The sequence below is a fragment of the Cryobacterium sp. Hh38 genome (assembly GCF_004403235.1).
Taxonomy (GTDB): domain Bacteria; phylum Actinomycetota; class Actinomycetes; order Actinomycetales; family Microbacteriaceae; genus Cryobacterium; species Cryobacterium levicorallinum.
Map to the genome: position 1 here is coordinate 1 of NZ_SOHD01000023.1, position 23,103 is coordinate 23,103.

General features: G+C 65.9%; 21 protein-coding genes and 1 tRNA gene. 3 read left to right on the forward strand and 19 right to left on the reverse strand.

Annotated features, from left to right (window positions below):
• A partial coding sequence (locus E3T41_RS18270) for a hypothetical protein (protein ID WP_206751408.1) occupies positions 1-181 on the forward strand: 181 nt, incomplete at its 5' end.
• A 406-nt stretch (positions 182-587) separates the two neighbouring features.
• Here the strand turns inward: E3T41_RS18270 and E3T41_RS07755 are convergent.
• A tRNA-Ser gene (locus tag E3T41_RS07755) sits at positions 588-677 on the reverse strand.
• 86 nt (positions 678-763) lie between these two features.
• Between E3T41_RS07755 and E3T41_RS07760 the strand changes: the two genes are divergently transcribed.
• Positions 764-1,543: an SGNH/GDSL hydrolase family protein gene (locus tag E3T41_RS07760; protein ID WP_092451808.1), complete on the forward strand. Its 780-nt coding sequence runs from the start codon at positions 764-766 to the stop codon at positions 1,541-1,543.
• 53 nt (positions 1,544-1,596) lie between these two features.
• Positions 1,597-2,958, forward strand: a complete 1,362-nt coding sequence (gene radA / locus E3T41_RS07765; protein ID WP_092451806.1) for a DNA repair protein RadA — start codon at positions 1,597-1,599, stop codon at positions 2,956-2,958.
• 149 nt (positions 2,959-3,107) lie between these two features.
• On the opposite strand, the gene E3T41_RS07770 is transcribed toward radA, so the two are convergent.
• The 18 genes from E3T41_RS07770 to folE form a co-directional block, all read right to left on the reverse strand.
• A complete protein-coding gene (locus E3T41_RS07770; RefSeq protein WP_241991082.1) occupies positions 3,108-3,515 on the reverse strand; it encodes a dehydrogenase in 408 nt (135 codons plus the stop codon).
• Between the two features lie 232 nt (positions 3,516-3,747).
• Complete coding sequence (locus E3T41_RS07775) at positions 3,748-4,395, reverse strand: hypothetical protein (protein ID WP_134477997.1); 648 nt, start codon at positions 4,393-4,395, stop codon at positions 3,748-3,750.
• A 131-nt stretch (positions 4,396-4,526) separates the two neighbouring features.
• Positions 4,527-9,263 (reverse strand): ExeM/NucH family extracellular endonuclease, encoded by a 4,737-nt coding sequence (locus E3T41_RS07780; protein WP_134477999.1) that lies wholly within the window; start codon positions 9,261-9,263, stop codon positions 4,527-4,529.
• A gap of 212 nt (positions 9,264-9,475) precedes the next feature.
• Positions 9,476-10,024: an amino-acid N-acetyltransferase gene (locus E3T41_RS07785; RefSeq protein ID WP_233195194.1), complete on the reverse strand. Its 549-nt coding sequence runs from the start codon at positions 10,022-10,024 to the stop codon at positions 9,476-9,478.
• Between the two features lie 344 nt (positions 10,025-10,368).
• On the reverse strand, positions 10,369-12,894 hold the full coding sequence (locus E3T41_RS07790; RefSeq protein ID WP_104132294.1) for an ATP-dependent Clp protease ATP-binding subunit: 2,526 nt from the start codon (positions 12,892-12,894) through the stop codon (positions 10,369-10,371).
• 155 nt (positions 12,895-13,049) lie between these two features.
• Positions 13,050-14,513 carry a cardiolipin synthase gene (cls, locus tag E3T41_RS07795; RefSeq protein WP_134478001.1) on the reverse strand — a complete coding sequence of 488 codons (1,464 nt, stop codon included), beginning with the start codon at positions 14,511-14,513 and terminating at the stop codon, positions 13,050-13,052.
• Positions 14,514-14,519: 6 nt separating this feature from the next.
• Positions 14,520-14,699, reverse strand: coding sequence for a hypothetical protein (locus E3T41_RS07800; protein WP_092451794.1), 180 nt, complete (start codon positions 14,697-14,699; stop codon positions 14,520-14,522).
• Between the two features lie 34 nt (positions 14,700-14,733).
• Entirely contained in the window at positions 14,734-14,880 is a 147-nt protein-coding gene (locus E3T41_RS17870) for a hypothetical protein (RefSeq protein ID WP_166788352.1), read from the reverse strand.
• Between the two features lie 13 nt (positions 14,881-14,893).
• Positions 14,894-16,420, reverse strand: a complete 1,527-nt coding sequence (gene lysS / locus E3T41_RS07805) for a lysine--tRNA ligase (protein ID WP_104132296.1) — start codon at positions 16,418-16,420, stop codon at positions 14,894-14,896.
• A gap of 47 nt (positions 16,421-16,467) precedes the next feature.
• On the reverse strand, positions 16,468-17,340 hold the full coding sequence (gene panC / locus E3T41_RS07810) for a pantoate--beta-alanine ligase (RefSeq protein WP_092451790.1): 873 nt from the start codon (positions 17,338-17,340) through the stop codon (positions 16,468-16,470).
• Positions 17,337-18,098, reverse strand: coding sequence for a Rossmann-like and DUF2520 domain-containing protein (locus tag E3T41_RS07815; RefSeq protein ID WP_134478003.1), 762 nt, complete (start codon positions 18,096-18,098; stop codon positions 17,337-17,339). The genes panC and E3T41_RS07815 overlap by 4 nt, the downstream gene beginning before the upstream one ends.
• On the reverse strand, positions 18,095-19,756 hold the full coding sequence (locus E3T41_RS07820; RefSeq protein ID WP_104132298.1) for a PH domain-containing protein: 1,662 nt from the start codon (positions 19,754-19,756) through the stop codon (positions 18,095-18,097). The genes E3T41_RS07815 and E3T41_RS07820 overlap by 4 nt, the downstream gene beginning before the upstream one ends.
• Positions 19,753-20,289 carry a PH domain-containing protein gene (locus E3T41_RS07825; protein ID WP_241991083.1) on the reverse strand — a complete coding sequence of 179 codons (537 nt, stop codon included), beginning with the start codon at positions 20,287-20,289 and terminating at the stop codon, positions 19,753-19,755. Before E3T41_RS07825 ends, E3T41_RS07820 begins: the two co-directional genes overlap by 4 nt.
• Positions 20,282-20,758 (reverse strand): DUF3180 domain-containing protein, encoded by a 477-nt coding sequence (locus E3T41_RS07830; RefSeq protein ID WP_092451784.1) that lies wholly within the window; start codon positions 20,756-20,758, stop codon positions 20,282-20,284. Before E3T41_RS07830 ends, E3T41_RS07825 begins: the two co-directional genes overlap by 8 nt.
• Positions 20,755-21,288 (reverse strand): 2-amino-4-hydroxy-6-hydroxymethyldihydropteridine diphosphokinase, encoded by a 534-nt coding sequence (gene folK, locus E3T41_RS07835; protein WP_104132299.1) that lies wholly within the window; start codon positions 21,286-21,288, stop codon positions 20,755-20,757. Before folK ends, E3T41_RS07830 begins: the two co-directional genes overlap by 4 nt.
• Entirely contained in the window at positions 21,285-21,647 is a 363-nt protein-coding gene (gene folB / locus E3T41_RS07840) for a dihydroneopterin aldolase (RefSeq protein WP_092451780.1), read from the reverse strand. The genes folK and folB overlap by 4 nt, the downstream gene beginning before the upstream one ends.
• Positions 21,644-22,534 carry a dihydropteroate synthase gene (folP, locus tag E3T41_RS07845; protein WP_198415541.1) on the reverse strand — a complete coding sequence of 297 codons (891 nt, stop codon included), beginning with the start codon at positions 22,532-22,534 and terminating at the stop codon, positions 21,644-21,646. The genes folB and folP overlap by 4 nt, the downstream gene beginning before the upstream one ends.
• The gene (gene folE / locus E3T41_RS07850) at positions 22,531-23,100 is read right to left on the reverse strand and encodes a GTP cyclohydrolase I FolE (protein WP_092451776.1); all 570 of its coding nucleotides are present in this window, start codon (positions 23,098-23,100) and stop codon (positions 22,531-22,533) included. The genes folP and folE overlap by 4 nt, the downstream gene beginning before the upstream one ends.
• Between the last annotated feature and the right edge of the window lie 3 nt (positions 23,101-23,103).

The window sequence follows — 23,103 nt, forward strand, 5'->3', positions numbered from 1 at the left end:
ACTCCTGTCATTCCTGCGTTCGTCAAGGGGAACTCCTTCCCCGCCCTCTACGACACTATTCGGGACGATCCCGGTGCCTTATCCAAGGTTGACAGAGAGGGCGGCGAAGGCGGATGAGCTCGACCAGGTCATTGATGAGCATATCGACCTCAATGGAATAAAGGCGTTCCATGCCTTATGAATGGGATGCAGTTGTTCCGTAGCACTAAGAAACTCAGCAATGGAACAGCAAGGTTCCAGAACTTCTGGAGGCCGTCATGCTCTTGAAGACACTGGTCAGCGAGCGTTCGAGCTGTAGTGTGTGGCGACATGAAACGGAGGGTTCGCCGCTCTGCGCGGAATGGACGACGAAATCGACGGCCGGGTCACTGACCGCGACGATGTCCCTGTGTCACGCCGCATCACGGTGCCCGCGCCCGGATTGGGTAGTCGCTACGGTAACGGGCGTAGCGACTACCCAATCCGGGCGCACTCATCTCGAAGACCCCGTTAAGCCGCACGTCGGGCACCGTGTGGGCAAACGGCCATTTGGGCAAAACTGAACCCCCTACTCCCCAGTGAAACACTGGGATGTAGGGGGTTTTTCGTGGCGGTACCGGTGGGATTTGAACCCACGGTGGAGTCTCCCCCACACGACTTTTCGAGAGTCGCACCTTCGGCCGCTCGGACACGGTACCGCCGTTGATTCTAGTAGAGACTGAGGTTCGACGCGAATCGGCAAACATGCAGCAGACACACGGATGCCGCGGAGTACCCTCAGCGGGTGACCTCACCGACCCTACGCATCCGCTCTGCTATTGCTACCACAGCCGCCGTTTTTGCCGGCGGCGTCGTGCTGGCCACGACTTTGTGGCGCCGCGACCTGGAACAGCAGAAGGCCATTCTCAACGAGACCCTGCCGGTGCACTCGGCCTGGTGGCGCGACCACGCGAAGCAGTCGGGCGAGCTGCTCTACGTCGCGATCGGCGACAGTGCCGCCCAGGGAATCGGGGCGTCGAGCCCAAGCAAGAGCTACGTCGGCGTGCTCGCCGATCATGTGCGCCTGGCGACCGGCCAGACGGTACGCGTTGTGAATCTCAGCGTCTCCGGCGCGACCGTGGCATTGGCCGTGCGCGATCAGCTTCCCCGCTTCGCCAGGCTGGAGGCCGACCTGGTTACGGTCGCGATCGGCGCCAACGATATCGCCGCATGGAACCCGGCGGCGTTTGAAGCCGGCATCCGAACCGTGTTCGCCGCACTGCCGCCGCACGCCCTCGTCGCCGACCTGCCCTGCTTTCACCTGCCACACAACGAGGTCAAGGTCGCCGCGGCCAACGAGATCATTCGCCGGATCGCCGACGAGCACGAGCTGACCGTGGTTCCGCTGCACGCAACGACGAAGCGGGCCGGCTTTCGCAGCATTCTGACCCACGTAGCCCGGGATCTGTTCCACCCCAACGACCGCGGCTACCGCTCCTGGGCCGAGGCGTTCCTGCCGGCGATCAGCGCCGATGTCGCCCACCGGTTCTCGGCGGTCAATCAGGTGTCGGAGGACGCCGACTAGCGCCGGAACCGCGCGCAGAGTCGACTGTCGGTGGCCCCGGCTAGGCTCGAAACATGGCAAAATCCGTCTCCTCTTTCCGCTGCTCCGAATGCGGCTGGACCACCCTGAAATGGGCGGGCCGCTGCGGCGAATGCCAGCAGTGGGGCACCGTCGTCGATGCCGGCCAGACCGCTGGCATCACCCGCAAGCTCAAGGCCATCACGCTCGTCGGCGATGGTATCGCCCGACCCATCACCCACGTTGAAACGGATGCCGCCGCTCACTGGCCGACCGGAATCAACGAGTTCGACCGGGTGCTCGGCGGCGGCATCGTGCCCGGCTCGGTGATTCTGCTCAGCGGTGAGCCCGGCGTCGGCAAGTCCACGCTGCTGCTCGAGGTCGCGTCGAAGGCGGCGGCTGCCAAGAGCCGCGTGCTCTATGTCAGCGCTGAAGAGTCGGTGAGCCAGGTGCGACTGCGCGCCGAACGCACCAATGCGCTCGAACCCGAGCTCTTTATCGCGGCCGAAACTGACCTCGGCGTCATCCTCGGGCAGATCGACGCTGTGAAGCCCGACCTGATCATCATCGACTCGGTGCAGACGGTGTCGAGTGCGCTCTCCGACGGCTCGCCGGGCATGCCCAGTCAGGTGCGGGAGGTTGCATCCACTCTCATTCGCGTGGCCAAAGATCGCAACCTGCCGGTGCTGCTCGTCGGCCACGTCACCAAGGACGGCTCGATTGCGGGCCCGCGGGTGCTGGAGCACCTGGTCGACGTGGTCTGCCAGTTCGAGGGCGACCGGCAGACCTCGCTGCGGTTCATTCGCGCGCTCAAGAACCGATTCGGGCCCACCGACGAGGTCGGCTGCTTCGAGATGACCGGCGACGGCATCGCCGAGGTGCCCGACCCGAGCGGGCTGTTCCTAAGCCGGGCCACTGAACCGGTCGACGGCACCTGCGTCACCGTCGCCCTCGAAGGCCGTCGGGCAATGCCGGTCGAGGTGCAGGCGCTCGTCACCGACACCCAGGCACCGAACCCGCGCCGCGTCACGAGCGGTGTGGACGCAGCCCGTGTGGCCATGTTGCTCGCGGTGCTGCAGGAGCGCGCCGGCATGAAACTCTCCGCCAAAGATGTCTACGTGTCGACGGTCGGCGGAATCCGTCTGACCGAACCGGCCGCCGACCTCGCGATTGCGCTGGCCATCGCGTCGGCCTTCACCGGGCTTGCCGTGGCCCACAACGTGGTCGCCTTCGGTGAGATCAGCCTGGCCGGCGAAGTGCGCGGGGCACTCATGTCGAAGCAGCGCGTGAACGAGGCCGTGCGCCTCGGGTTCACCACCCAGATCGACGCCGCCTGTGGGTCGATCCACGCGGCGGTTGCTCTCGCGCTCGGAACCAGCCGCAGCCCCCGCGACGCCGAACTCGATCGGGCGTTCTAGACTCCGCCGCCACCCCGCCCTATATTCGGCCGCAGCTAAGCGCTTTCCCGAAAAGAGGATGCACGCTCGGCGCACTGACCGGCGCGCCGAGCCTGCGCCTGGACCCGGCGATCTATCGGGCAGTTGCTCTAAGCAGCCCGGGCGAGGACTCAGTCGGCGTCGCCCTGGCCAAGTTCGGGGCTCAGCGCCTTGAGCAGATCGGCAGGAGCTGCCTGCATCACGTTCGGCCCGGCGATGTCGAAGAACACCATCTCCAGGGTCGCGGCGTGCACGGTGAGAAATTCCCGCAGCCACTGCCCGTCGCAGACCATGACCTGCGGGTTCGGGTCGTCGGGTACCACGCGCACGTAGTTTTCGGCGGCCGAGAAGAGCAGCAGCATCCGCTTGTCGGAGCCTTCGCGGCCGAAGACCCGCACCTGCGCCGCCTCCCCGTTGACGACGAGTTGCGGCACGATCATGTAATCGTTGCGCAGCGCATAGGCGACGGCGACGACGTCTTGCGCCGCCAGTGCGGCGGCGAGCGCCTCGGAACGGGTGTTGGCAGTCGTATCGGTCACCCATTCATTCAATCAGGCGCGGCCGTACACGCCCAGCCGGCAGCGCATGCCACGAGCGAACGCGCGCTCGAGCCGAGGCCCCAGCCAGACCCGCCTCCGTGAGGGGTCTCAAGTCGCTCTAAAACCGGCCCCGGAAGAGCAACAGGCTACCCCTCACCCGCGCACTCTCCCCAGTTCAACGGGAAATAGTGTTCGGCACCACCGGGCGGGGCGTCAGATTGAGCAGCCAGCCCTAGTTCAGAATCATCAAGGCCGGGTCGGCCGCTTCGATACCGTCCACGGTCACGTACAGGTAGTACGACGCCCCGCCGGCCGGAACTGCGGTGCGGGACTCGGTCTGGCAGGTGTCAACGGCCGAGCGGGTGCGATCCCAGCTGATCGGGGTTGCGAGCGGCATGACCACGCCGGGCTTGAGCGTCACCTCGGCGTCGATCGGGTTGGTCTGACAGTCGGTCGAGGTCCAGTAGACGTCTTCACCACTCATCACGGTGAACACCTGCTGCTTGTTGCCGGCGTTGATCACGCAGTCCGTGGTGCCGATGTTGGTCAGGCTCAGCGACAGCTGCGGCAGCACGTCGGCCGCATAATTCGTGGCGTCGGTGATGGCCGCAACCTGCACCGCTGACGGGTCGCAGGCCGAGCCATCGACGGCGGTGCCCGTCTCGGGAATGACGGTGGCGGCATCCGTCGCCGTGGCCGACTCGGTCGTGGCCGCGGCGGGCGTTTTCGGGGAGTCTGCGTCGCCCTTGCTCACCCCCGGTTGCACGATGATGAGAAAGAGGATCACGAGCACGGCGAGCAGACCGAGCCCCACTACGAATCGCCGGCGCCGGTACACCTTGCTGGACTGGCGGCCGACCGGTTGCTTGATCGTCGACATGCCCCAAGGTTATTGATGTTCGACGCCAGAAGGCGGTAATGGCGTGCGTGTCGGCAGCAATTGCCGCCGGAACAGGCCGGGGCCCGCCCGCAACCGAAACGGTGCGAGCGGGCCCCGGCACAAACCATGGCTTAGCGGTGCCCTGGTTTCGGCGGCTTCGGTGCCTTCTTGGAGTGGTTGACCGTGACGTTGGTCCAGCCGATTACGTCACCGTCAGCGTTCTGCGCGGACACGCTGTACTTGCCGTGCTTGAGGCCGTCAGCGAGTGTGACACTCACCGTGCCCTCTGCGCTGACGAGCAACCAGCCGCCGAGGTTGGCGGCCTTCTTCTTGTCGTAGGCCCACACCGACACGTACTCGCCGGCGTGCGAGGCACCAACCTCGACAGCGACCGTGTCACCGGCCCGATAGGAGTTCCGGTCGGTGTCGATCGCGTTCCGCAGCTTTTTGGTGAGATCCTTCGCTGGGGCTGCGGTCGGCGCATCTCCCGGTTCGGTGCTCACGGTTACCGCAACGGCGAGGCGTGCAATCGTGCCCGATTCAACCGCGGTCATCTCGAGGACACTGCTCGCGACGGCATCGGCCGGCACCGTGACGGTGACGATGGCTGCGCCCGTCGAATCAACGGATGCCGTACCGACGTCGGTGCCCGACCAGCTCAGCGTGAGCTGGGTGTTTTTCGGGGCGCCGAGCGAGGTGAGATTGAGGCTGCCGACCGTGAAGGTGATCGTGTCACCCGGGCTGACCGCGGCCGTGGGGGCGCCGGTGATCGAAGCCTGGCTGGCCTTGAACGACGGGGACAGCGGGCTGTTGGCCTGAATGTAAGAGATCCAGGCGTCGCGGTCGACGAGTCCCGAGTCGCGGGTATCCGTTCCCTTCGTGAACTCTCGGAAGTTGTCGCCACCGGTGAGCAGGAAGTTGAACGAACCGATGCGGTAGGACTGCGCCGGGTCGATCTGGGCACCGTCGATCCAGATGCCCGTGATGCGGCTTCCGGCATCTCGTGACGCGTCGAAGGTGTAGTTCACGTTGTCGCTCAAGCCGAGTTGCAGGAACGGCCGGCTCGGAATCGTGCCATCGGCGTTGGTCTGCCACTGCTGCTCGAGAACGGTCTTGAACTGTGCGCCGGTCAGGCTCGTCGTCCAGAGATTGTTCAGGAACGGCAGCACCGCGTTCGCCTCGGCGTAGGTCACCACGCCGTCAGGAGACAGCGAGAGGTCGGCACGCATTCCACCGGGGTTGACGACGCCGATCTCGGCACCGCCGATGGTGGGGTCGGCCAGCGACGCGCGCAGCGAGTTGGCCACGAGCGTCCCCAGAGTGGATGGCGCCATCCGGTTTTCGGCGCACGGCGCGACTCCACCGAGGCACGCCCGGGTGATGTCGGCGGTGACCGAACCCACGGGCACGTTGCCCTGAATCGCGGCCTCGGCCAACGCGGCGTTGGTGATGGCCTGAACCTCGGCGACGCGCGGGTACGCGGCCACGAGGTCGGCATCGGCAACGGTCGAGCGGGCCACGTTGCGGTTCTTCACCGTGGTCGTGTCACCGGAGGCCACGTCATAGCTGAGCACAACCTGACCGATGTTCTCGCCGTAGCTGCCCGTCTGCAGCACCGGGCGCGTGACGCCATCGGCCGCGCCGGGAACCTGGGCGTCCCAGGCGTACTGCTTGTGAGTGTGCCCCGTGAAGATCGCGTCGACCTCGGCCGAAGTGTCATTCACGATGCTCGCGAAGGCCCCGCCGGCGGCGAGTTCCTGCTCGAGCGTGGCGCCATCCGGAATTCCGGCGCCGGCACCCTCGTGGTACTCGGCGATCAGGACATCCGCTTCGCCGTTGGCGGGGTCGCCGTCGGTGAGCTGCGCGGCAACGCGGTTGACTGCGGCAACAGGGTCCCCAAAGCTGAGGCTCGCGATACCGTTCGGCGAGACGAGGGAGGGGGTCTCTTCCGTCACCGCGCCGATAACGCCAACCATCACGCCGGTAACATCAATGAGGGCGTATTCCTGCATCGCGGGCGTTTCCGTGCCCGCGTTGTAGACGTTGGCTCCGAGGTAGTCGAAGTTGGCAGCATCGGCCACTCTTGCCCCGAGGTCAGCGAAGCCCTGATCGAATTCGTGGTTGCCCACGCCAGAGGCGGCCAGATCGAGGGCGTTCAGCACGTCGATCGTCGGCTGATCGTTCTGCGATGCCGATGCGAACAGCGAGGCACCGATATTGTCGCCGTCCGAGAGGAACAGCGAATTCGCGTCGCCGTACTCGGCCCGCAGCTGCTCGATGGTTCCCGCGAACTTGACGGTGTTGGCGTCGATGCGTCCGTGGAAGTCATTGATGTTCAGCAGGTTGAGCTCCACCGACGTGGGCGCGACGAGGTTGAGTCCGAGCACGACCGGGTCATGATCGGAGGAGCGGTACGCGTCGGCAATGTAGAAGTCGGTCACGTTGTTGTTGTACCGGCTGTACTCCAGGGCCACCGATTCAACGGAGTTGATGTTCCAAATGTCGACGTCGTTGACCGTGGCATCCGCTTCTGGCGAAGCGAACACGTGGTCGAGCGAGCCGACCGTGCCACCGAAGGCATAGCTGTATTCGCCGGTCTTGGCGCCCTGGTTAATGTACCCGGCGTCGGTGATAACCCTGATCGGGTCTTCCAGGTCGTAGGCGTTGAAATCGCCCGTGAGGAACACCCGGTCGATACCGGTGCTGGCCGTGAGATCGGCGGCGAAGGCCACGAGGGCCGTGGCCTGGTTCACCCGGGAAGCGTTCGAGGCCCCCTGGCCGTCATTCATGTCGGCGTCGACCCCGGTTCCGGAGCCCTTCGACTTGAAGTGGTTGACGATGGCAAGGAACGAGCTGTTTGTGTCGCCGACCAGCTGGAACGCCTGGGCGAGCGGCTGGCGGGCATTGCTGAACGCGGCGGAACCGGTGAGAATTTTGGACCCACCCACGGTTTCGACCGTACCGACCTTGTAGATGAAAGCGGTGCGGATGACGTCTTCGTTGGCGGGGAGCTCGGTGGGCGAGGCCGCGAAGGCCCAGGCCGTGCTGCCGACCGCTGCGTTCAGCGCGTTCACCAGGTTGGCGAGGGCGTCGTCGCGGTCCTTGCCGAAGGCTGCCGAGTTCTCGATCTCCTCGAGCGAGACAACGTCGGCGTCGAGGGCGTTGATGGCCGCGACGATCTTCGCCTGCTGGCGTTCGAAGTTGACAGTGTTTGCGGCGCCGCGGGCGTCGCATCCGCTGCGCACGGTTATCGGGTTCCCGGCCCGGTCGCTGTAGTACGAGCAGCCAACGAGGGAATCACCGACGGTGGAGAAGTAGTTCAAGACGTTGAAGCTTGCCAGACGGATGTCCCCTCCCACGTCTTCGGGAGCCTCCGTGCGGGTATTGGCGAACGTGGCCGGCTGGACCGTGGCGGCGTTTGCCGCGGTGAGCGCCGTGGTGGGCTGGAATTTCCACGCGGAGTTGCGGTAGTCCAAGATCACGGGCTTGGTGAAGGTCACGGCCGCACCGATGCGCAGCGGGTCAGCGACAGTGAGGTACGGAACTGGGGTTCCCTGGTTGGTGTTGGAGAGGTAGTTCGTGCTCGCACCGTCGTCGAGGGTCACGGCGCGTGCGGCGTTGGCCGCGATGGCCGCCGTGTACTCGGCCGAGCCGGGCAGTGCTGTCACGGTCGGGTTCACCAGCGGCGTCGTTCCGGCGGCGAGGCCGATCTCGGCGTACTGGTTGGTTGTGTAGTTGTTGGTGACGGTGTAATCACCCTGGGGCGCGATGAGCATGCCCTCGAGGGTTTCCCGCTGCGCCTCGCTGGTCGGCAGCGACACCGTGACCGGTGTCGGCAAGGCTACGTCGGTGCCCGCGAGCTGGGTGACATCGTCAACGGTGCTGAAGGTGACCTCGGTCAGGCCGAAGAACTCCACGACGGTTCCGACGACCTGCACGTGGTCGCCGATCTTCACGTCGGCGGTGGCCGAGTTGGAGTACGCGAAGACGCCGTGCGAAGCGGTGTGGCTGGCGAAGTCGATATCGCCGCCGGTCCCTGAGGTCTGCAGGTAGAAGCCGTTGAAGCCGCCAGTCGGGTAGGCGGCCGTCACGACGCCGGACGTCTTGACGACCGTTCCGGCCAGCGGGCTCGTATCGGTCGTTCCCTGGATCGCGTTGATCGCAGTCAGCTCGGCGGGCACCGGGGTTGGGTCAGGGTCGGGTTCTGGGTCGACCGGGCTGCCGGTCTCGCCCGCCGTGTTTGTCGGCGTTGGAGTGGCCGAGCTGAAGTCGGCGGCGTTGACATCGGTGTCAATGAAGTTCGTGCGGTTCACCGAGGTGGTGACGGATGCGTTGGCTGCGGCCGTTCCCTCGTAGGTGTTCGAGCTGCCGTAACCGATCAGGTCGAGTATCTCGGGCTGCCCGGTGAGCGAGCCGATGGCGGGCGCAGACAGCGCTGCGGACTGGTTGGCGAAGAAGATCGTGCCGGAGCCGGCGGCAAAGGAGATGCCGGAGGCGGCATCCGCTTCTGGGAGCGACGCGCCATTTGTCGCGTTCGAGCCGCCCTGTACGAGGTAGTAGCCTCCGGCGGCGATGGTGCCGGTCAAAGCGAGGACCGAGGTCGGATTCGACGTCGAGCCCGACGCGCGATACTGAATCGACGTGCCGTCGAGCGAGACGTCGGCGTTGGTCGGGTTGTACAGCTCGACGAACTTGTTCAGGTAGGTCGCACCCGAGCTGCCCCCGTTCAGGTAGGCCTCGTTGATGACGACTCCGGTGCCGGCGGTGTTGGCGCTGGCCGGTATGGCAATGATCGGAGCGGCCGCGAGGCTTACCCCCAGAAGTGTGGCGAAAACCAGCCTCGAACGGCTGCGAACGGCGGATGACATGGATCTCCTCATTCATTGAACGATGGTCGTCTCATTGCACCCAGGGTCTTGCTCCCCGTGGAGTGGTTCCGGCCGGTGCAATAGTTCGCAGCCTAGTGACGGGCGGTGTCCGGGGGGTGAACTCCGCGCATTTCGCTCGTATGCGCAGCAGAAATCGGCGCCCCGCAGCACAGATAGCCGCGATCGAGCCGGTCACGCAGAATTCCGCCGGTTCAGGAACGAGTCAGGCGCTTCACCATGCGGGTGTTGCCGAGTGTGTTCGGCTTCACCCGTGCCAGGTCGAGAAACTCCGCGACGCCCTCATCGGGAGACCGCACGAGCTCGGCGTAGATGGCCGGATCGACGGTTTCGGTACCCATGTCGCTGAAGCCGTTGCGGGTGAAGAAGCCCACCTCGAACGTCAGGCAGAACAGTCGGCTCAAGCCGAGGTCGCGGGCATCCGCTTCGAGGCGTTGCATCATAGTGTAGCCGACGCCGTGGCCGAGCCAGTTTGCGTCGACGGCAAGGGTGCGCACCTCGCCAAGGTCTTCCCACATGACGTGCAGGGCGCCGCAGCCGATCAGCTTCCCTGAGGAGTCAACGGCCACCCGAAATTCCTGCACCGCCTCGTAGAACACGACGCGGTCCTTGCCGAGCAGGATGCGCTGCTGCACGAGCGGTTCGACCAGCGCTTCAATGCCGGGAACGTCACTGGTGCGGGCGCGGCGCACCGAATACTCCAGTTCGGGTTGTTCCGGCTCCCTCTGCTGCAATACGGTCACGCCTATCGGCCCCTCTCGTGGCTAAATCAGGATCAAACCACCAGTCTAGGGATCGTGCCGCGGGATTCCGCCGCCGCCGCCGCCCGCCGCCCCCGTCCCTTCTGAATTGGCCCCCACTTTTCGCCCCCACCAGAACGGATGCCCCGTCCAGCCGCCCTCTCCCCGCGCATAACTCCTGCAAATTGTGGCGGCCCCGGCCGGCCACCCCCGGAAAGACGCGGAAGTTGGCTGGAAGCCACAGAAATTGCAGGAGTTATGCGCGCCAGCCGGTGCTGGGGGAACGGAAAAGGCCCGGCAGACGAATCTGCCGGGCCTTCTGCCGCTGAACTAGCGCGGGGTGAAACCTAGTCGCTCGTGATCGCCAAGTCGGGGGTGGCCGGACCGGTGCCGACGGCGGCTGCGGTGTTCACTCCGACGCCGACCGAATCTGCCCGGGTCGTCGTGGTGAAGACGAGCTTGCCCTCGACGAAGTCCACGTGCACGTGGTCTCCGGCGTTGAGCTCGCCCTGAAGGATCTTCTCCGACAGGCGGTCCTCCACCTCGCGCTGGATGGCGCGGCGCAGCGGACGAGCACCGAGCGTCGGGTCGAATCCGACCTCGATCAGGTGTTCCTTGGCCGCAAGGGCGACTTCGACGGTCATGTCGCGGTCGAGCAGACGCACGCCGAGACGTTTGATGAACAGGTCGACGATCTGCAGCAGCTCGGGCTTGGTCAGCTGCGGGAACACGATGATCTCGTCCACGCGGTTGAGGAACTCGGGCTTGAAGTGCTTCTTCAGCTCGTCCTTGACCTTGCCGGCCATGCGCTCGTACCCGGTGGTGGTGTCGCCTTCCAGTTGGAAGCCGACCGGTCCGCCCGAGATGTCCTTGGTGCCGAGGTTGGTAGTCATGATGATGACGGTGTTCTTGAAGTCGACGACGCGACCCTGACCATCCGTCAACCGGCCCTCTTCCAGAATCTGGAGCAGGGAGTTGAAGATGTCAGGGTGAGCCTTTTCGATCTCGTCGAACAGCACCACGGAGAACGGCTTGCGCCGCACCTTCTCGGTGAGCTGGCCACCCTCTTCGAAGCCGACGAATCCGGGAGGCGCACCGAACAGTCGCGACACGGTGTGCTTCTCGCCGTACTCACTCATGTCGAGCGAGATCATGGCGGCCTCGTCGTCGAACAAGAACTCGGCGAGCGCCTTGGCGAGCTCGGTCTTGCCGACACCGGTGGGACCGGCGAAGACGAAGGATCCGGAGGGACGCTTCGGGTCCTTCAGGCCGGCACGGGTACGACGGATGGTCTTGGCGAGCGCCGAGATGGCCTCTTCCTGACCGATGACGCGCTGGTGCAGTGCCTTTTCCATGAAGACGAGCCGCGAGGACTCTTCCTCGGTGAGCTTGAACACCGGAATGCCGGTGGCCTGGGCCAGAACCTCGGCGATCAGGCCTTCGTCGACCACCGCGGTGGTCTTGACGTCGCCGGACTTCCACTTCTTCTCCAGGCGCAGACGCTCGCCGAGGAGGTTCTTCTCCTCGTCGCGCAGGCCGGCGGCCTTCTCGAAGTCCTGCTCCTCAATGGCGAGTTCCTTGGCGGCACGAACCACGGCGATTTTCTCGTCGAATTCCCGCAGCTCCGGCGGGCTCGACAGGATTGACAGGCGCAGGCGAGCGCCAGCCTCGTCGATCAGGTCGATGGCTTTGTCGGGCAGGAACCGGTCGGAGACGTAGCGGTCGGCGAGGTTCGCCGCGGCTACGAGGGCACCGTCGGTGATGGATACCTTGTGGTGCGCTTCATAGCGGTCGCGCAGTCCCTTGAGGATATTGATGGTGTGCGGCAGCGACGGCTCGTTCACCTGGATGGACTGGAAGCGGCGCTCGAGGGCGGCATCCTTCTCGAAGTGCTTGCGGTACTCGTCGAGGGTGGTCGCGCCGATGGTCTGCAGCTCACCACGGGCCAGCAACGGCTTGAGAATGGATGCGGCATCGATGGCGCCCTCGGCGGCACCCGCACCAACCAGGGTGTGGATCTCGTCGATGAAGACGATAATGTCGCCGCGGGTGCGGATCTCCTTGGTGACCTTTTTCAGGCGCTCTTCGAAGTCACCGCGGTAGCGGCTGCCGGCGATGAGCGAGCCGAGGTCGAGCGAGTAGAGCTGCTTGTCCTTGAGTGTCTCGGGCACATCGCCCTTGACGATCGCTTGGGCGAGCCCCTCGACGACGGCGGTCTTGCCGACGCCGGGCTCACCGATCAGCACGGGGTTGTTCTTGGTGCGACGCGAGAGGATCTGCATGACCCGCTCGATTTCTTTCTCGCGCCCGATGACCGGGTCGAGTTTGTTGTCGCGGGCCATCTGGGTGAGGTTGCGGCCGAACTGGTCGAGCACCTGGCTGCCGGCCGTGTTGGCCGCCTGCTCGTTGGCGCCGACCGCGACCTGCTCCTTGCCCTGGTAACCGGAGAGGAGCTGGATGACCTGCTGGCGCACGCGGTTGAGGTCGGCGCCGAGCTTGACGAGAACCTGGGCGGCAACGCCCTCGCCCTCGCGAATGAGGCCGAGCAGGATGTGCTCCGTGCCGATGTAGTTGTGGCCGAGCTGCAGCGCTTCGCGCAGGCTCAGCTCGAGAACCTTCTTCGCCCGCGGCGTGAAGGGAATGTGGCCGGTGGGCTGCTGCTGCCCCTGGCCAATGATGTCTTGTACCTGCTCGCGCACGGCATCCAGCGAGATGCCGAGGCTCTCCAGAGCCTTCGCGGCGACGCCTTCACCCTCGTGAATCAGCCCGAGCAGAATGTGCTCGGTGCCGATGTAGTTGTGGTTGAGCATCTTGGCCTCTTCCTGGGCCAAAACGACGACGCGACGAGCTCGGTCGGTAAATCTCTCAAACATATGATCGCTCCCTTGGCGCCAGGGCAGTTGGTGCCGTTACATCGAGAATAACCAGCCTGCGCCGCCCGCGGGCGTTTGTTCGCCGTAGGCGTGATACGCGCAGCGTGACGGATGCTGCGCGCTGGGCCCGCGCGCAGCATCCGCTTGACCGGGCGCTACTGCACGGCGGAAGTGAGCCGGGCGAGGTTGTCGAGGATGGTAGAGCGCAGCGGCTGCTTGCGCCACTCCTCGAGGGTCAACTCGCGACTGTTCAAACGGTTCTCATCCTCCATCGCCCGGAGGTTGCGCACGAACGACCGGCCGCGCACCATGAGCGAGACCTCCATGTTGAGGCTGAAGGAGCGCTGGTCCATATTGCTCGAGCCGACGACGGCGACCTCCTCGTCGATCGTGAAGTGCTTGGCGTGCAGAATGTACGGCGCCTTGTACATGTAGATGTGCACGCCGGCGGTCAGCAATTCCTCATAGTACGAGCGCTGGGCGTGATAAACCACGGCCTGGTCGCCGATCTCCGAGACGAACAGCTCAACGCGAAGCCCTCGCTGCACGGCGGTCGTGATGGCGTACATGATCGATTCGTCCGGCACGAAGTACGGGCTCGTGATGATGATGCGGTCCTGCGCGTAGTAGAGCAACGCGAGAAACAGGCGCAGGTTGTTCTCACCCTTGAACCCCGGGCCGCTCGGCACGACCTGGCAGTCGAGGGCATCGGTCACCGGCCGCGGATGCACCGGCTCAATGTCACGAGTGAGCAGCTCATTGGTTTCGCTGTACCAGTCGGTAATGAAGATGGCGTTGAGCCCCGACACGATCGGGCCTTCCAGCCGGGTCATGAAGTCTTTCCACTTCAGACCCCGACGAATGTTCTTACGCATGTTGTAGGTGCGGTCGATGATGTTCTGCGACCCCATGAAGCCGACCAGGCCGTCGACGATGAGCAGCTTGCGGTGGTTGCGCAGGTCGGGTCGCTGCCATTTACCCTTGAACGGCTGCACCGGAAGCATGAGTTCCCAGTCGATACCGGCATCCGTCAGCCGTTTCTTGGTCTGGCGAAAACCCGGCTTGCGCATTGATTGGATATGGTCCATTAGCACGCGCACGCTGACCCCGCGCCGGTGCGCCCGCTCGAGGGCGTCGAAGAACGGCGCGGTGGTGTGGTCGAGCGAGAGAATGTAGAACTCGACGTGCACGTATTTCTTGGCCAGGTCGATGTCGGCAATCATCGTGTCGAACGACAGCTGATAGTCGTTGATCAGGCTCGCGGTGTTGTCGCCGACGAGCGGCATCGCCCCGAGGTTGCGGTTGAGTTCAACGACCGATTCTAGCCAGCTGGGCCACGGGTGGTCGCGGCGCACGAGCTCCATGCCCTCGGTGCTGCCCTGGATGAACTGGTTGATCTCATCCTGCATCAATCGGCGCTTCTTCGGCAGGGTGCGGTAGCCGATCAGCAGAAAGAGCAGCACGCCGAGGTACGGGATGAAGAAAATGGTCAGCAACCAGGCCATGCCCGACATCGGGCGGCGGTTGCGAGGGACCACGATGATGGCCACGACGCGCACGGAAAAGTCGACGATCAGGGCCAGCAGAACGGTGATGGTCAGGCCGTCGATGCCGAACATTGGTACTTAGGTGGTCGGTTTGTCGAGACCGAGCCGGGCGCGTTCTTCGGCTTCGATTTGGGCGTACACCTTACGTTCGGTGCGGTCGGCGCGCAGGATTGAGCGCATCAGCATCCAGAAGATGAGGCCAAGCGCAATGGTGGGCACGACCGAAAAGAGCGCGTTACCCCAGAAGTTCTCAATCACACCCCCAGACTACGCGTAAAGGCTGGTGAAGCCCCTACTTGGTCAGGATGCCGTAGATTCCGCTGCCGAGAAAATACACGCCGACGCCGCCGACGATCACCCAGATCGCGATGCGGTTCATCGACGGCGGTTTGCGCCCGCCCTTGTCGGGCTCTAATTCGTCTTTGGGGAGATAGCTCATGAGTACCTACTAACTACTTGACCAGCGGGAAGAGGATTGTCTCGCGAATGCCGAGGCCGGTCAGGGCCATCAGCATACGGTCGATACCCATGCCCATGCCACCGGTTGGCGGCATGCCGTATTCGAGAGCGCGGAGGAATTCTTCGTCGAGGCGCATCGCTTCCGGGTCTCCCCCGGCGGCCAGGCTGGCCTGCTCGATGAAGCGTTCCCGCTGCACCACCGGGTCGACGAGCTCGGAGTAGCCGGTGGCCAGTTCGAAGCCGCGCACGTACAGGTCCCACTTCTCGACCACCCCGGCCACCGAGCGGTGGCCGCGCACGAGCGGGCTCGTGTCGATGGGAAAGTCCATCACGAAGGTCGGGCGCACCAGGTCGCCCTTAACGAAGTGCTCCCAGAGCTCTTCGACGTACTTGCCGTGAATCGGGTGGTCGATCTCGATGCCTTCGCGATCGGCGATCGCGACGAGGTCGGCGAGCGGCGTCTCGGGCGTGATCGTGATACCGGCCGCCGTGGACAGGCTGTCGTACATGCCGATGCGGTCCCAGTCGCCGCCGAGGTCGAACAAAGTACCGTCGGCCCAGGTGACCACGTGCGATCCGGCAATCGCGAACGCGGCATCCTGAATCAGCTTCTGGGTGAGGTCGGCGATGGAGTTGTAATCGCCGTACGCCTCATAGGCCTCGAGCATCGCGAACTCGGGCGAGTGGGTGGAGTCGGCGCCCTCATTGCGAAAGTTGCGGTTGATCTCGTAGACCCGGTCGATGCCGCCGACCACGGCCCGCTTCAAAAACAGCTCCGGCGCGATGCGCAGAAACAGTTCGGTGTCGAAGGCGTTGCTGTGGGTCTGAAATGGGCGAGCGGATGCCCCACCGTGCATGACCTGCAGCATCGGGGTCTCGATCTCGATGAACTCGAGGTCAGTGAACGTCTTGCGCAGGCTCGCGACGGCCTTCGAACGGGACAGCACGTTGGTGCGGGCCTGCTCGCGGCTGATCAGGTCGAGGTAGCGGCTGCGCACCCGCGTTTCTTCGCTGAGCTCGGAGTGCAGGTTCGGCAGCGGCAACAGCGCCTTCGCGGCGACCTGCCAATCGGTGACCATGATCGACAGTTCGCCGCGGCGGCTGGAGATGACCTCGCCGGTAACGAACAGGTGGTCGCCGAGGTCGACCAGGTCTTTCCAGGCGGCGAGTGACTCATCGCCGACGGCGGCGAGCGAAACCATGGCCTGAATGCGGGTGCCGTCGCCCGACTGCAGGCTGGCGAAGCACAGCTTGCCGGTATTGCGCAGGTGCACGATGCGGCCGGCCAGGCCGACGATGACGCCGGTGACGGCATCCGCTTCGAGCGTGCCGAATTCGGCGCGCACGGCCGGAATGGTGTGGGTCACCGGAACCGACACCGGGTACGCGCCGCCGGCCGGGCTGGCGGCCGCCGCGTTCAGGCGGTCGCGTTTGCCGAGGCGCACGGCCTTCTGCTCGTTCATTTCCGCGTCGGAGAAGCCCTCGTCGTCGGTCGAGATGGGCGGGGTGTTCTGGCTCATACGGGTCTCCGTTGGTGCTGTCAGTTCAGAAATAAAGCGGATGCTGCCTACCCGAGGGCAAGCGGCACGTTGTCAATCAGCCGGGTGGTACCGACCCGCGCGGCCACGAGCATCCGGGCCGGTCCGCGATAGGCGTCGTCGACCGGTACAAAGGTCTGCGGGTGCACGATCACGAGATAGTCCAGTTTAACCAGCGGCTGGGCGGCAATGCGTGCGTGTGCGGCAGCGAGGGCGGCGGCGGGTCCGGCCAGCGCCGCCTGCACGGCCGCGCGGAGCCCGGCGAACAGGGCTTGCGCCGCCGTATTCTGGGCGTCGTCGAGGTAGCGATTGCGGCTCGAGAGGGCCAGCCCGCTCGGCTCGCGCACCGTCTCGACGACCTCGATCGCGGTGCGCAGGTTGAGGTCGGCAACCATGCTCTGCACGAGAAAAACCTGCTGGCCGTCTTTTTGACCGAACACCGCCGTGTCCGGTGCCACGATGCCCAGCAGTTTCGCGACGACCGTGAGCATGCCGTCGAAGTGGCCCGGGCGCGCAGCTCCCTCGTAGGCGCTGCCGATCGGGCCAGCGGTCACCCGCGTGCCGTTCGCGCTGTCTGGATACATTTCGCTGGCCGTGGGCGCAAACACGACCGAAACGTTCTCGTCGGCAAGGGTGGCCAGGTCGGCATCGAGGGTGCGCGGGTACCGCTCGAGGTCTTCGCCGGCGCCGAACTGCAGCGGGTTCACGAAGATCGACACCACCACGATGTCGCCCAGAGCGCGCGCCCGCCGCACCAGCGCGAGGTGCCCGGCGTGCAGGGCCCCCATGGTCGGCACGAGCACGATGCGGGTGTCCCCGCCGACCAGCGCCGAACGGCCCCGGGCCTGACCGAGCCGGTGTTGCAGGGCGGTGATGGTGCTGATCACTTCGGGTGTGCTCATTCGATTGTCCGGTCGTCGTCAAGCGGATGCTGCCTGGGCGCGATTTCGTCCAGCCCGGTCAGGTCGAGGCGTTCCGGGCTCGTGCGCCCGAGGGCGTTCTCCATCGCGGAGCGCAGCAGCGGCCCCAGCACGGCTCCCGGCTGCTCCATCCCGATTCCGGCGAGCAGCCGCGTGGCCTGCTCGACGATCGACGTGGAGAATGCGGTGGCGATCTCGATGGCTTCAGCGTAGCTGGTGCGGTCGGCCTCGGCGACGATGAGCGGTTCGCCGCCCATCTCCACCGCGAGCGCCTGCCCGATCGGCAGCACCGGGCCGGGCGCGGTCACCGCGAAATAGCTGTCCGCGAGCCGGGCCAAATCGAGGCTCGTGCCGGTGAAGGCCATGGCTGGGTGGATGGCGAGTGGGATCGCTCCGGCTGCCTGGGCGGGCGCGAGCACCGCGGTGCCGAAGCGGGCGGAGGTGTGCAGCACAAGCTGGCCTGGCTGCCAGGTGTTCGTCACGGCGAGGCCCTGCACCAGACTCTCCAGCTGGGCATCGGGTACCGCGATGATGACCAGCTCACTGCGTTCGACCACCTCGGGCACGGTGAGGATCGGCACGAGCGGCAGGATGGCTTCGGCCCGATCACGGCTGGCCTGCGAGATCGCTGAGATGCCCACGATCGCGTGGCCGGCACCCGCGAGTGCGGCGCCGAGAATGGGGCCGACGTGGCCGGCTCCGATGATTCCGACGCCGAGGCGGCCGGGCTTGGCGTTCATTCTGTCTCTCCGTATTGATCTGCGGCTGGCTTCGGGGCCTCGTCGGCCCGGCTCCAGCGGTGGCTGGTGTCGGCGAGCGCCGAGCTGACCGCGCCGGTGGACATCCATTGGAAAAGCACGAGCGCTTCATCGACGTCGATGACGCTGAGCGACGCCGTGACCGGGCCGGCGACCGCGAGCAGGTCGGCCGAGGCGAGGCGCAGCAGACGCTTGATCGGGCCCTGCCTCACGCTCACACCCTGCATGCGGGCGAGCGGCACGAGGATCAGGTCGCGGGAGAGCACCCCGCGGCGGATCAGGGCGACATTGCCCGAGACCGCCCAGCCGGTGCGCCACCAGGAGAAGGGTCGCAGCCAGACAGCTCGCGATGGCGCATTGCTGTAGAAATCGGCGACTCCGGAATCAGCTTTGCGGCCGCCGAGCATGCCGTTTTCGACCAGCGCCCCATGGGTATCGGTGGTGAAGCCGGGGAGGGCCAGTTCGAGCACCTTCTCGACGTCGGCGAGGGTGCCGACCGGCAGAAGCACCGTGCTCGTTGGATTACCCGCGCTCGCCCCGGCAGCGTGCCCCGCTGTGTTGATGTTGATCTGCCACCAGCCGAAACGACGCCACAGAATGGGTTGGGACACCTTGATGGCGTGGATACGCCCGGGCGGCAGGGTCTGGCTGCTCGTGGAGAGCAGGCCGAACCCGACCCGCACGCCGTCAGCCGTGCCCGCGATCGTGAACCGCAGCTGCTTGGTGATGCGCGAGAAGTAGTAGCCGACGCTGCCGATCAGGCCGGGAAGCACGGCCACGAGCACCCAGCCGCTGCTGCCGGCGATCACGCTGACGATCAGCCCGATGCCGGCCAGGAGCAGAAAGACGGTGAAGCCGCTGAGCACGACCGACCCGATCAGCCGTCCGGGCGGAATGCGCACGACCGACTCCGGTGGGGCGGCGTCGGGGCCCCGTTCCGGGGCCACAAACTCGTTGTAGCGCGCCGCGGCGAAATCGCCGAGGGCCGAGTGCGCCGTGGGCGGGCCGATCAGGGTGGGGGCGGCGTCACCGCCGAGCACGGCCGGGACGGTTAGTGGTGGCGCGGCGTCCGCCGCTCTGCTCTGCCGCAGGCCGGAGGCGAGGTGCAGAATGTCGCGGCGTAGGTCATCCGCTAATTTCGAGCCGAGGTAGGCCAACTGCACGTTGCCGTCCTGACCCGCGACGGCGATGTCGAGCCGGGCGGCTCCGAACAGTCGGGGAATCAACGGCCGAGCCAGGTTCACCCCCTGCACCCGGTCGAGGCGCGCCTTGCGGTTGCTGCGAAAAACGAGGCCGCTGCGCACCTCGACGACTTCCCCGTTGATGCGAAAGGTGTGCATGCGCCAGGACAGGTAGAACGCGACAATTATGACCAGTAGCACGCCGGCGATGATGAGCAGCGCCCACCCGGTGCCGCCCCGCTGGTAGATCTCATCGATCGGGTCGCCGCCGTAGTTCTCCTCGCCCAGGAACAGGTCGATGAGCCGTTCGCGCAGGTTGGCGATCACGAAGCCGAGCACGGCCACCATGAAAATGCCGCCGCGCAGCAGTGGTGTCGCGGGGTGCAGTCGGTGCCACTGCCCGTCGGTGAGGTCGGTGCGCGGTGCAGCGAGTGGCGCCGGAACGGCGGGCTCGCTCACAGCCCCGCCCGGCGGATCTCGGCGAGCTCCACCAAACGGTCGCGCAGACTTTCGGCATCCGCTTCGGCCAGCCCGGGGATCGAGACCCCGGCGGTCGCCGCCGCGGTCACGAATTTGAGGTCGGCCAGACCGAGCCAGCGCGCCACCGGGCCGCGGGTGATATCGATGAGCTGCATGCGTCCGTAGGGCACCGCCACAAAGCGCTGAAAGAGGATGCCGCGGCGAAAGAGCAAATCATCCTCGCGCAGCAGATAGCCGATGGAGCGCACCCGGCGCGGTTCGAACACCAGGTTGATAATGGTCATCAGGAGCACCGCGAGGCCGACCCACAAGGCCCAGGCCTGCTCGAGCAGCAGCCAGAGCACGCTGGCACCGCCGCAGACCACGACGCCGAACAAAATGGTGCCGACGATCTCGACCAGCACGTACTTCGGGGAAACCCGCTTCCACTCGCCGACGCCGACCAGGTCAAGCCGTTCCGACGGTTCGACCCGCGCGTGTTCGGGTGGGTTCACATCGTCGGAATCAGGCACGCGTACCTCCGGGCTCGTCGGTATCGGTGTCGTCGTCGGGCGGAAGGGTGCAGAAGTGTTCGGCCACGAGGCCGGCCGCCAGCATGACGGCCGCGCCGATCGCCGTACCAATCGCGAGCCAGAGCGAAGTGACCGCCGGCACCACGGATCGGGTCAGGATGTACAGCACGATGCCGAGGGAACCGCCGAACAGCAGGGACGCTGAGAGTGAGGTCGCCTTCGACAGCACGGCCACCCGCATCGCCCAGAACGGGTCGATGCGGCGCAGCGCCTTGCGTCGGCTGCCCTGACGTACCCGCCAGGCCAGACTGACGACGACGGCCGCCAACAGGATGAGCGTTAGCGGCAGGGTAACCGGTGGAACGACGATGGGGGCACCGGATGCCGCGAACGCGATCTCGAGCAGAAAGCCGATCACGAGTCCGATGAGCAACACCGCGAGCAGCCCGGTCGCGTGCGAGCGCTTCATCGCGGTGTTCCCGGTGCCGGGTGGAGGGTGGCGGCATCCGTTGCCCGGCGCACTGTCTGGCCGGTCGCGGCGAGCAGGTCGCGCACCAGGCCCCGGCCGGGAACGGTGGCTTGCTCATCGAGGTCGAGCCAGGGGGCGAGCACGAAGTCGCGTTCCGCCGCGCGCGGGTGCGGCACGGTGAGGCGCGCGTCGTCGATGCTCAGCTGGCCAAAGGCGATGATGTCGATGTCGAGTGTGCGGTCGCCCCAGCGCTCGGCGCGCACCCGGCCGTGCTCGGCCTCGATGGCGTTGACGGCGTCGAGCAGCGCGTAGGCGCCGCCGGTGTAATCGATCGTGAGCACCGCGTTGAGATAGCGGGGGGCGCGCTCGTCAACACCGTCGAGTTTTACGGCTGCCGATTCGTAGCTCGGCGACACTGCGACGAGCGTCGCGCCGGGCAGGTCGGCGAGATCCCGCACGGCGCTCGCGAGCGTCGTTTCCCGGTCTCCGAGGTTGCTACCGAGGGCCAGAACGACTCGATCACCGGTCATGGCCGCACCCGGGTGATCTGCACAGCCACGTCGGTGAAGGGCACGGAGATGGGAGCCTGCGGCTTGTGCACCGTGACCTGCACCTTGAGCGCCGGTGGATGGGCCAGCACGACGGAGGCGATGCGTTCGGCGACGGTTTCGATGAGGTCGACGGGGTTGTGCTTGGCTGCGTCGGTGATTTGCTCGGCGAGTTCGCCATAGTGGATGGTCTGGGTCACGTCATCGCTCGCCGCCGCCGCGAGCAGATCGAGCCAGACGGTGACGTCAATGACGAAGTCCTGGCCGTTTTCTTTCTCGAAGTCGTAGACGCCATGGTGGGCGTTCACCCGCAGGCCGGTGAGGGTGATCGAATCAGTCATGGTTCCATTGTGTCGGACTCGAACGACCCGCCCGACAATTCATTGGTGGCCGGTGACGTCGATTGCCGGGCGTTGGACAGTACGTTGAGCGCCGCGCGGGTGCCGGCGACGTCGTGCACGCGCACCGCCCAGGCGCCCGCCTGTGCGGCCAGCACACTCACCACGGCGGTCGGCAGGTCACGGTCCTGCACGGGAGCGCCGTCCGGCAGAACCGCCGCCAGAAAGCGTTTGCGCGAGGCTCCGACGAGGATCGGAAGCCCCAGCGAGGCGAAGGCATCTAGCCGGTTGATTAGCTGCCAATTGTGTTCGGTCTTCTTGGAGAAGCCGAGGCCAGGGTCGAGCACGATGCGCTCGCGCGCCACGCCGGCGGCGGTCAACGCGTCCACCCGGGCGGTGAGCGCGACCATAACCTCGGTGACGACGTCGTCGTACTCCGTGAGGGCGTCCATCTGCTGGGCATGGGCACGCCAGTGCATGGCCACAAAGTTCAGGCCCGTGTCGGCGACGACAGCAGCCATGTCGGGGTCGGCCAACCCGCCGGAAACATCGTTGATGATGCTCGCTCCGGCTTTCGCTGCCGCGCGGGCCGTCGAGGCGTTGAGCGTGTCGATGCTCAGGCGCAGTCCCTGCCGGGCGAGTTCGGTGACGACCGGAATGACCCGGTTTTGTTCCTCGGCTGGAGTGACGCGGGTGGCACCCGGGCGAGTGGATTCACCGCCCACGTCGATCAGGTCGGCGCCCTGGGCGCGCAGCAGCAGTCCGTGCTCGATGGCGGCATCCGTTGCTGCCCACCGTCCGCCATCGCTGAAAGAGTCAGGTGTGACGTTGAGCACCCCCATGATGAGCGTCACTGGCCTGATCAGAGTCACTGGCCTGATCAGAGTCATTGGCCCGCGGCGATCAGGGCAATGATCTCGGCGCGGGCGGTCGGCTCGGTCAGCACGCCGCGGGAAGCCATGGTCACGGTCGAACTCGCGCTCTGGCGTGGGCCGCGGGTGCCGACACAGCCGTGCACGGCATCGAGCACGACGAGCACGCCGAGCGGGTCGAGGCCGTCCTGCAATGCGCCGGCGATCTCCTCGGTCAGGCGCTCCTGCAGCTGGGGCCGGGCTGCGATGGTTTCAACAACGGCGGGCAACCGGCCGAGGCCGACGACCCGGCCCCGTGGCAGGTAGGCCACGTGGGCGGTGCCCAGGAACGGCAGCAGGTGGTGTTCACAGATGGACCGAAAGGCGATGTCGCGCAGCAGCACGAGTTCCCCGGTGCTGTCCCCGACCGGAACGAAGTCCTGCAGGAGCTCCTGCGGGTCCTGGTCCAGGCCGGCGAAGAACTCGGCGTAGGCATCCGCTACTCGTCGCGGCGTGCTCTCCAGGCCGACCCGTTCCGGATTCTCGCCGATTGCGGCGAGAATCTCTGAAACGGCCGCCTCGATGCGTGCCCTGTCCACCGCCACGGG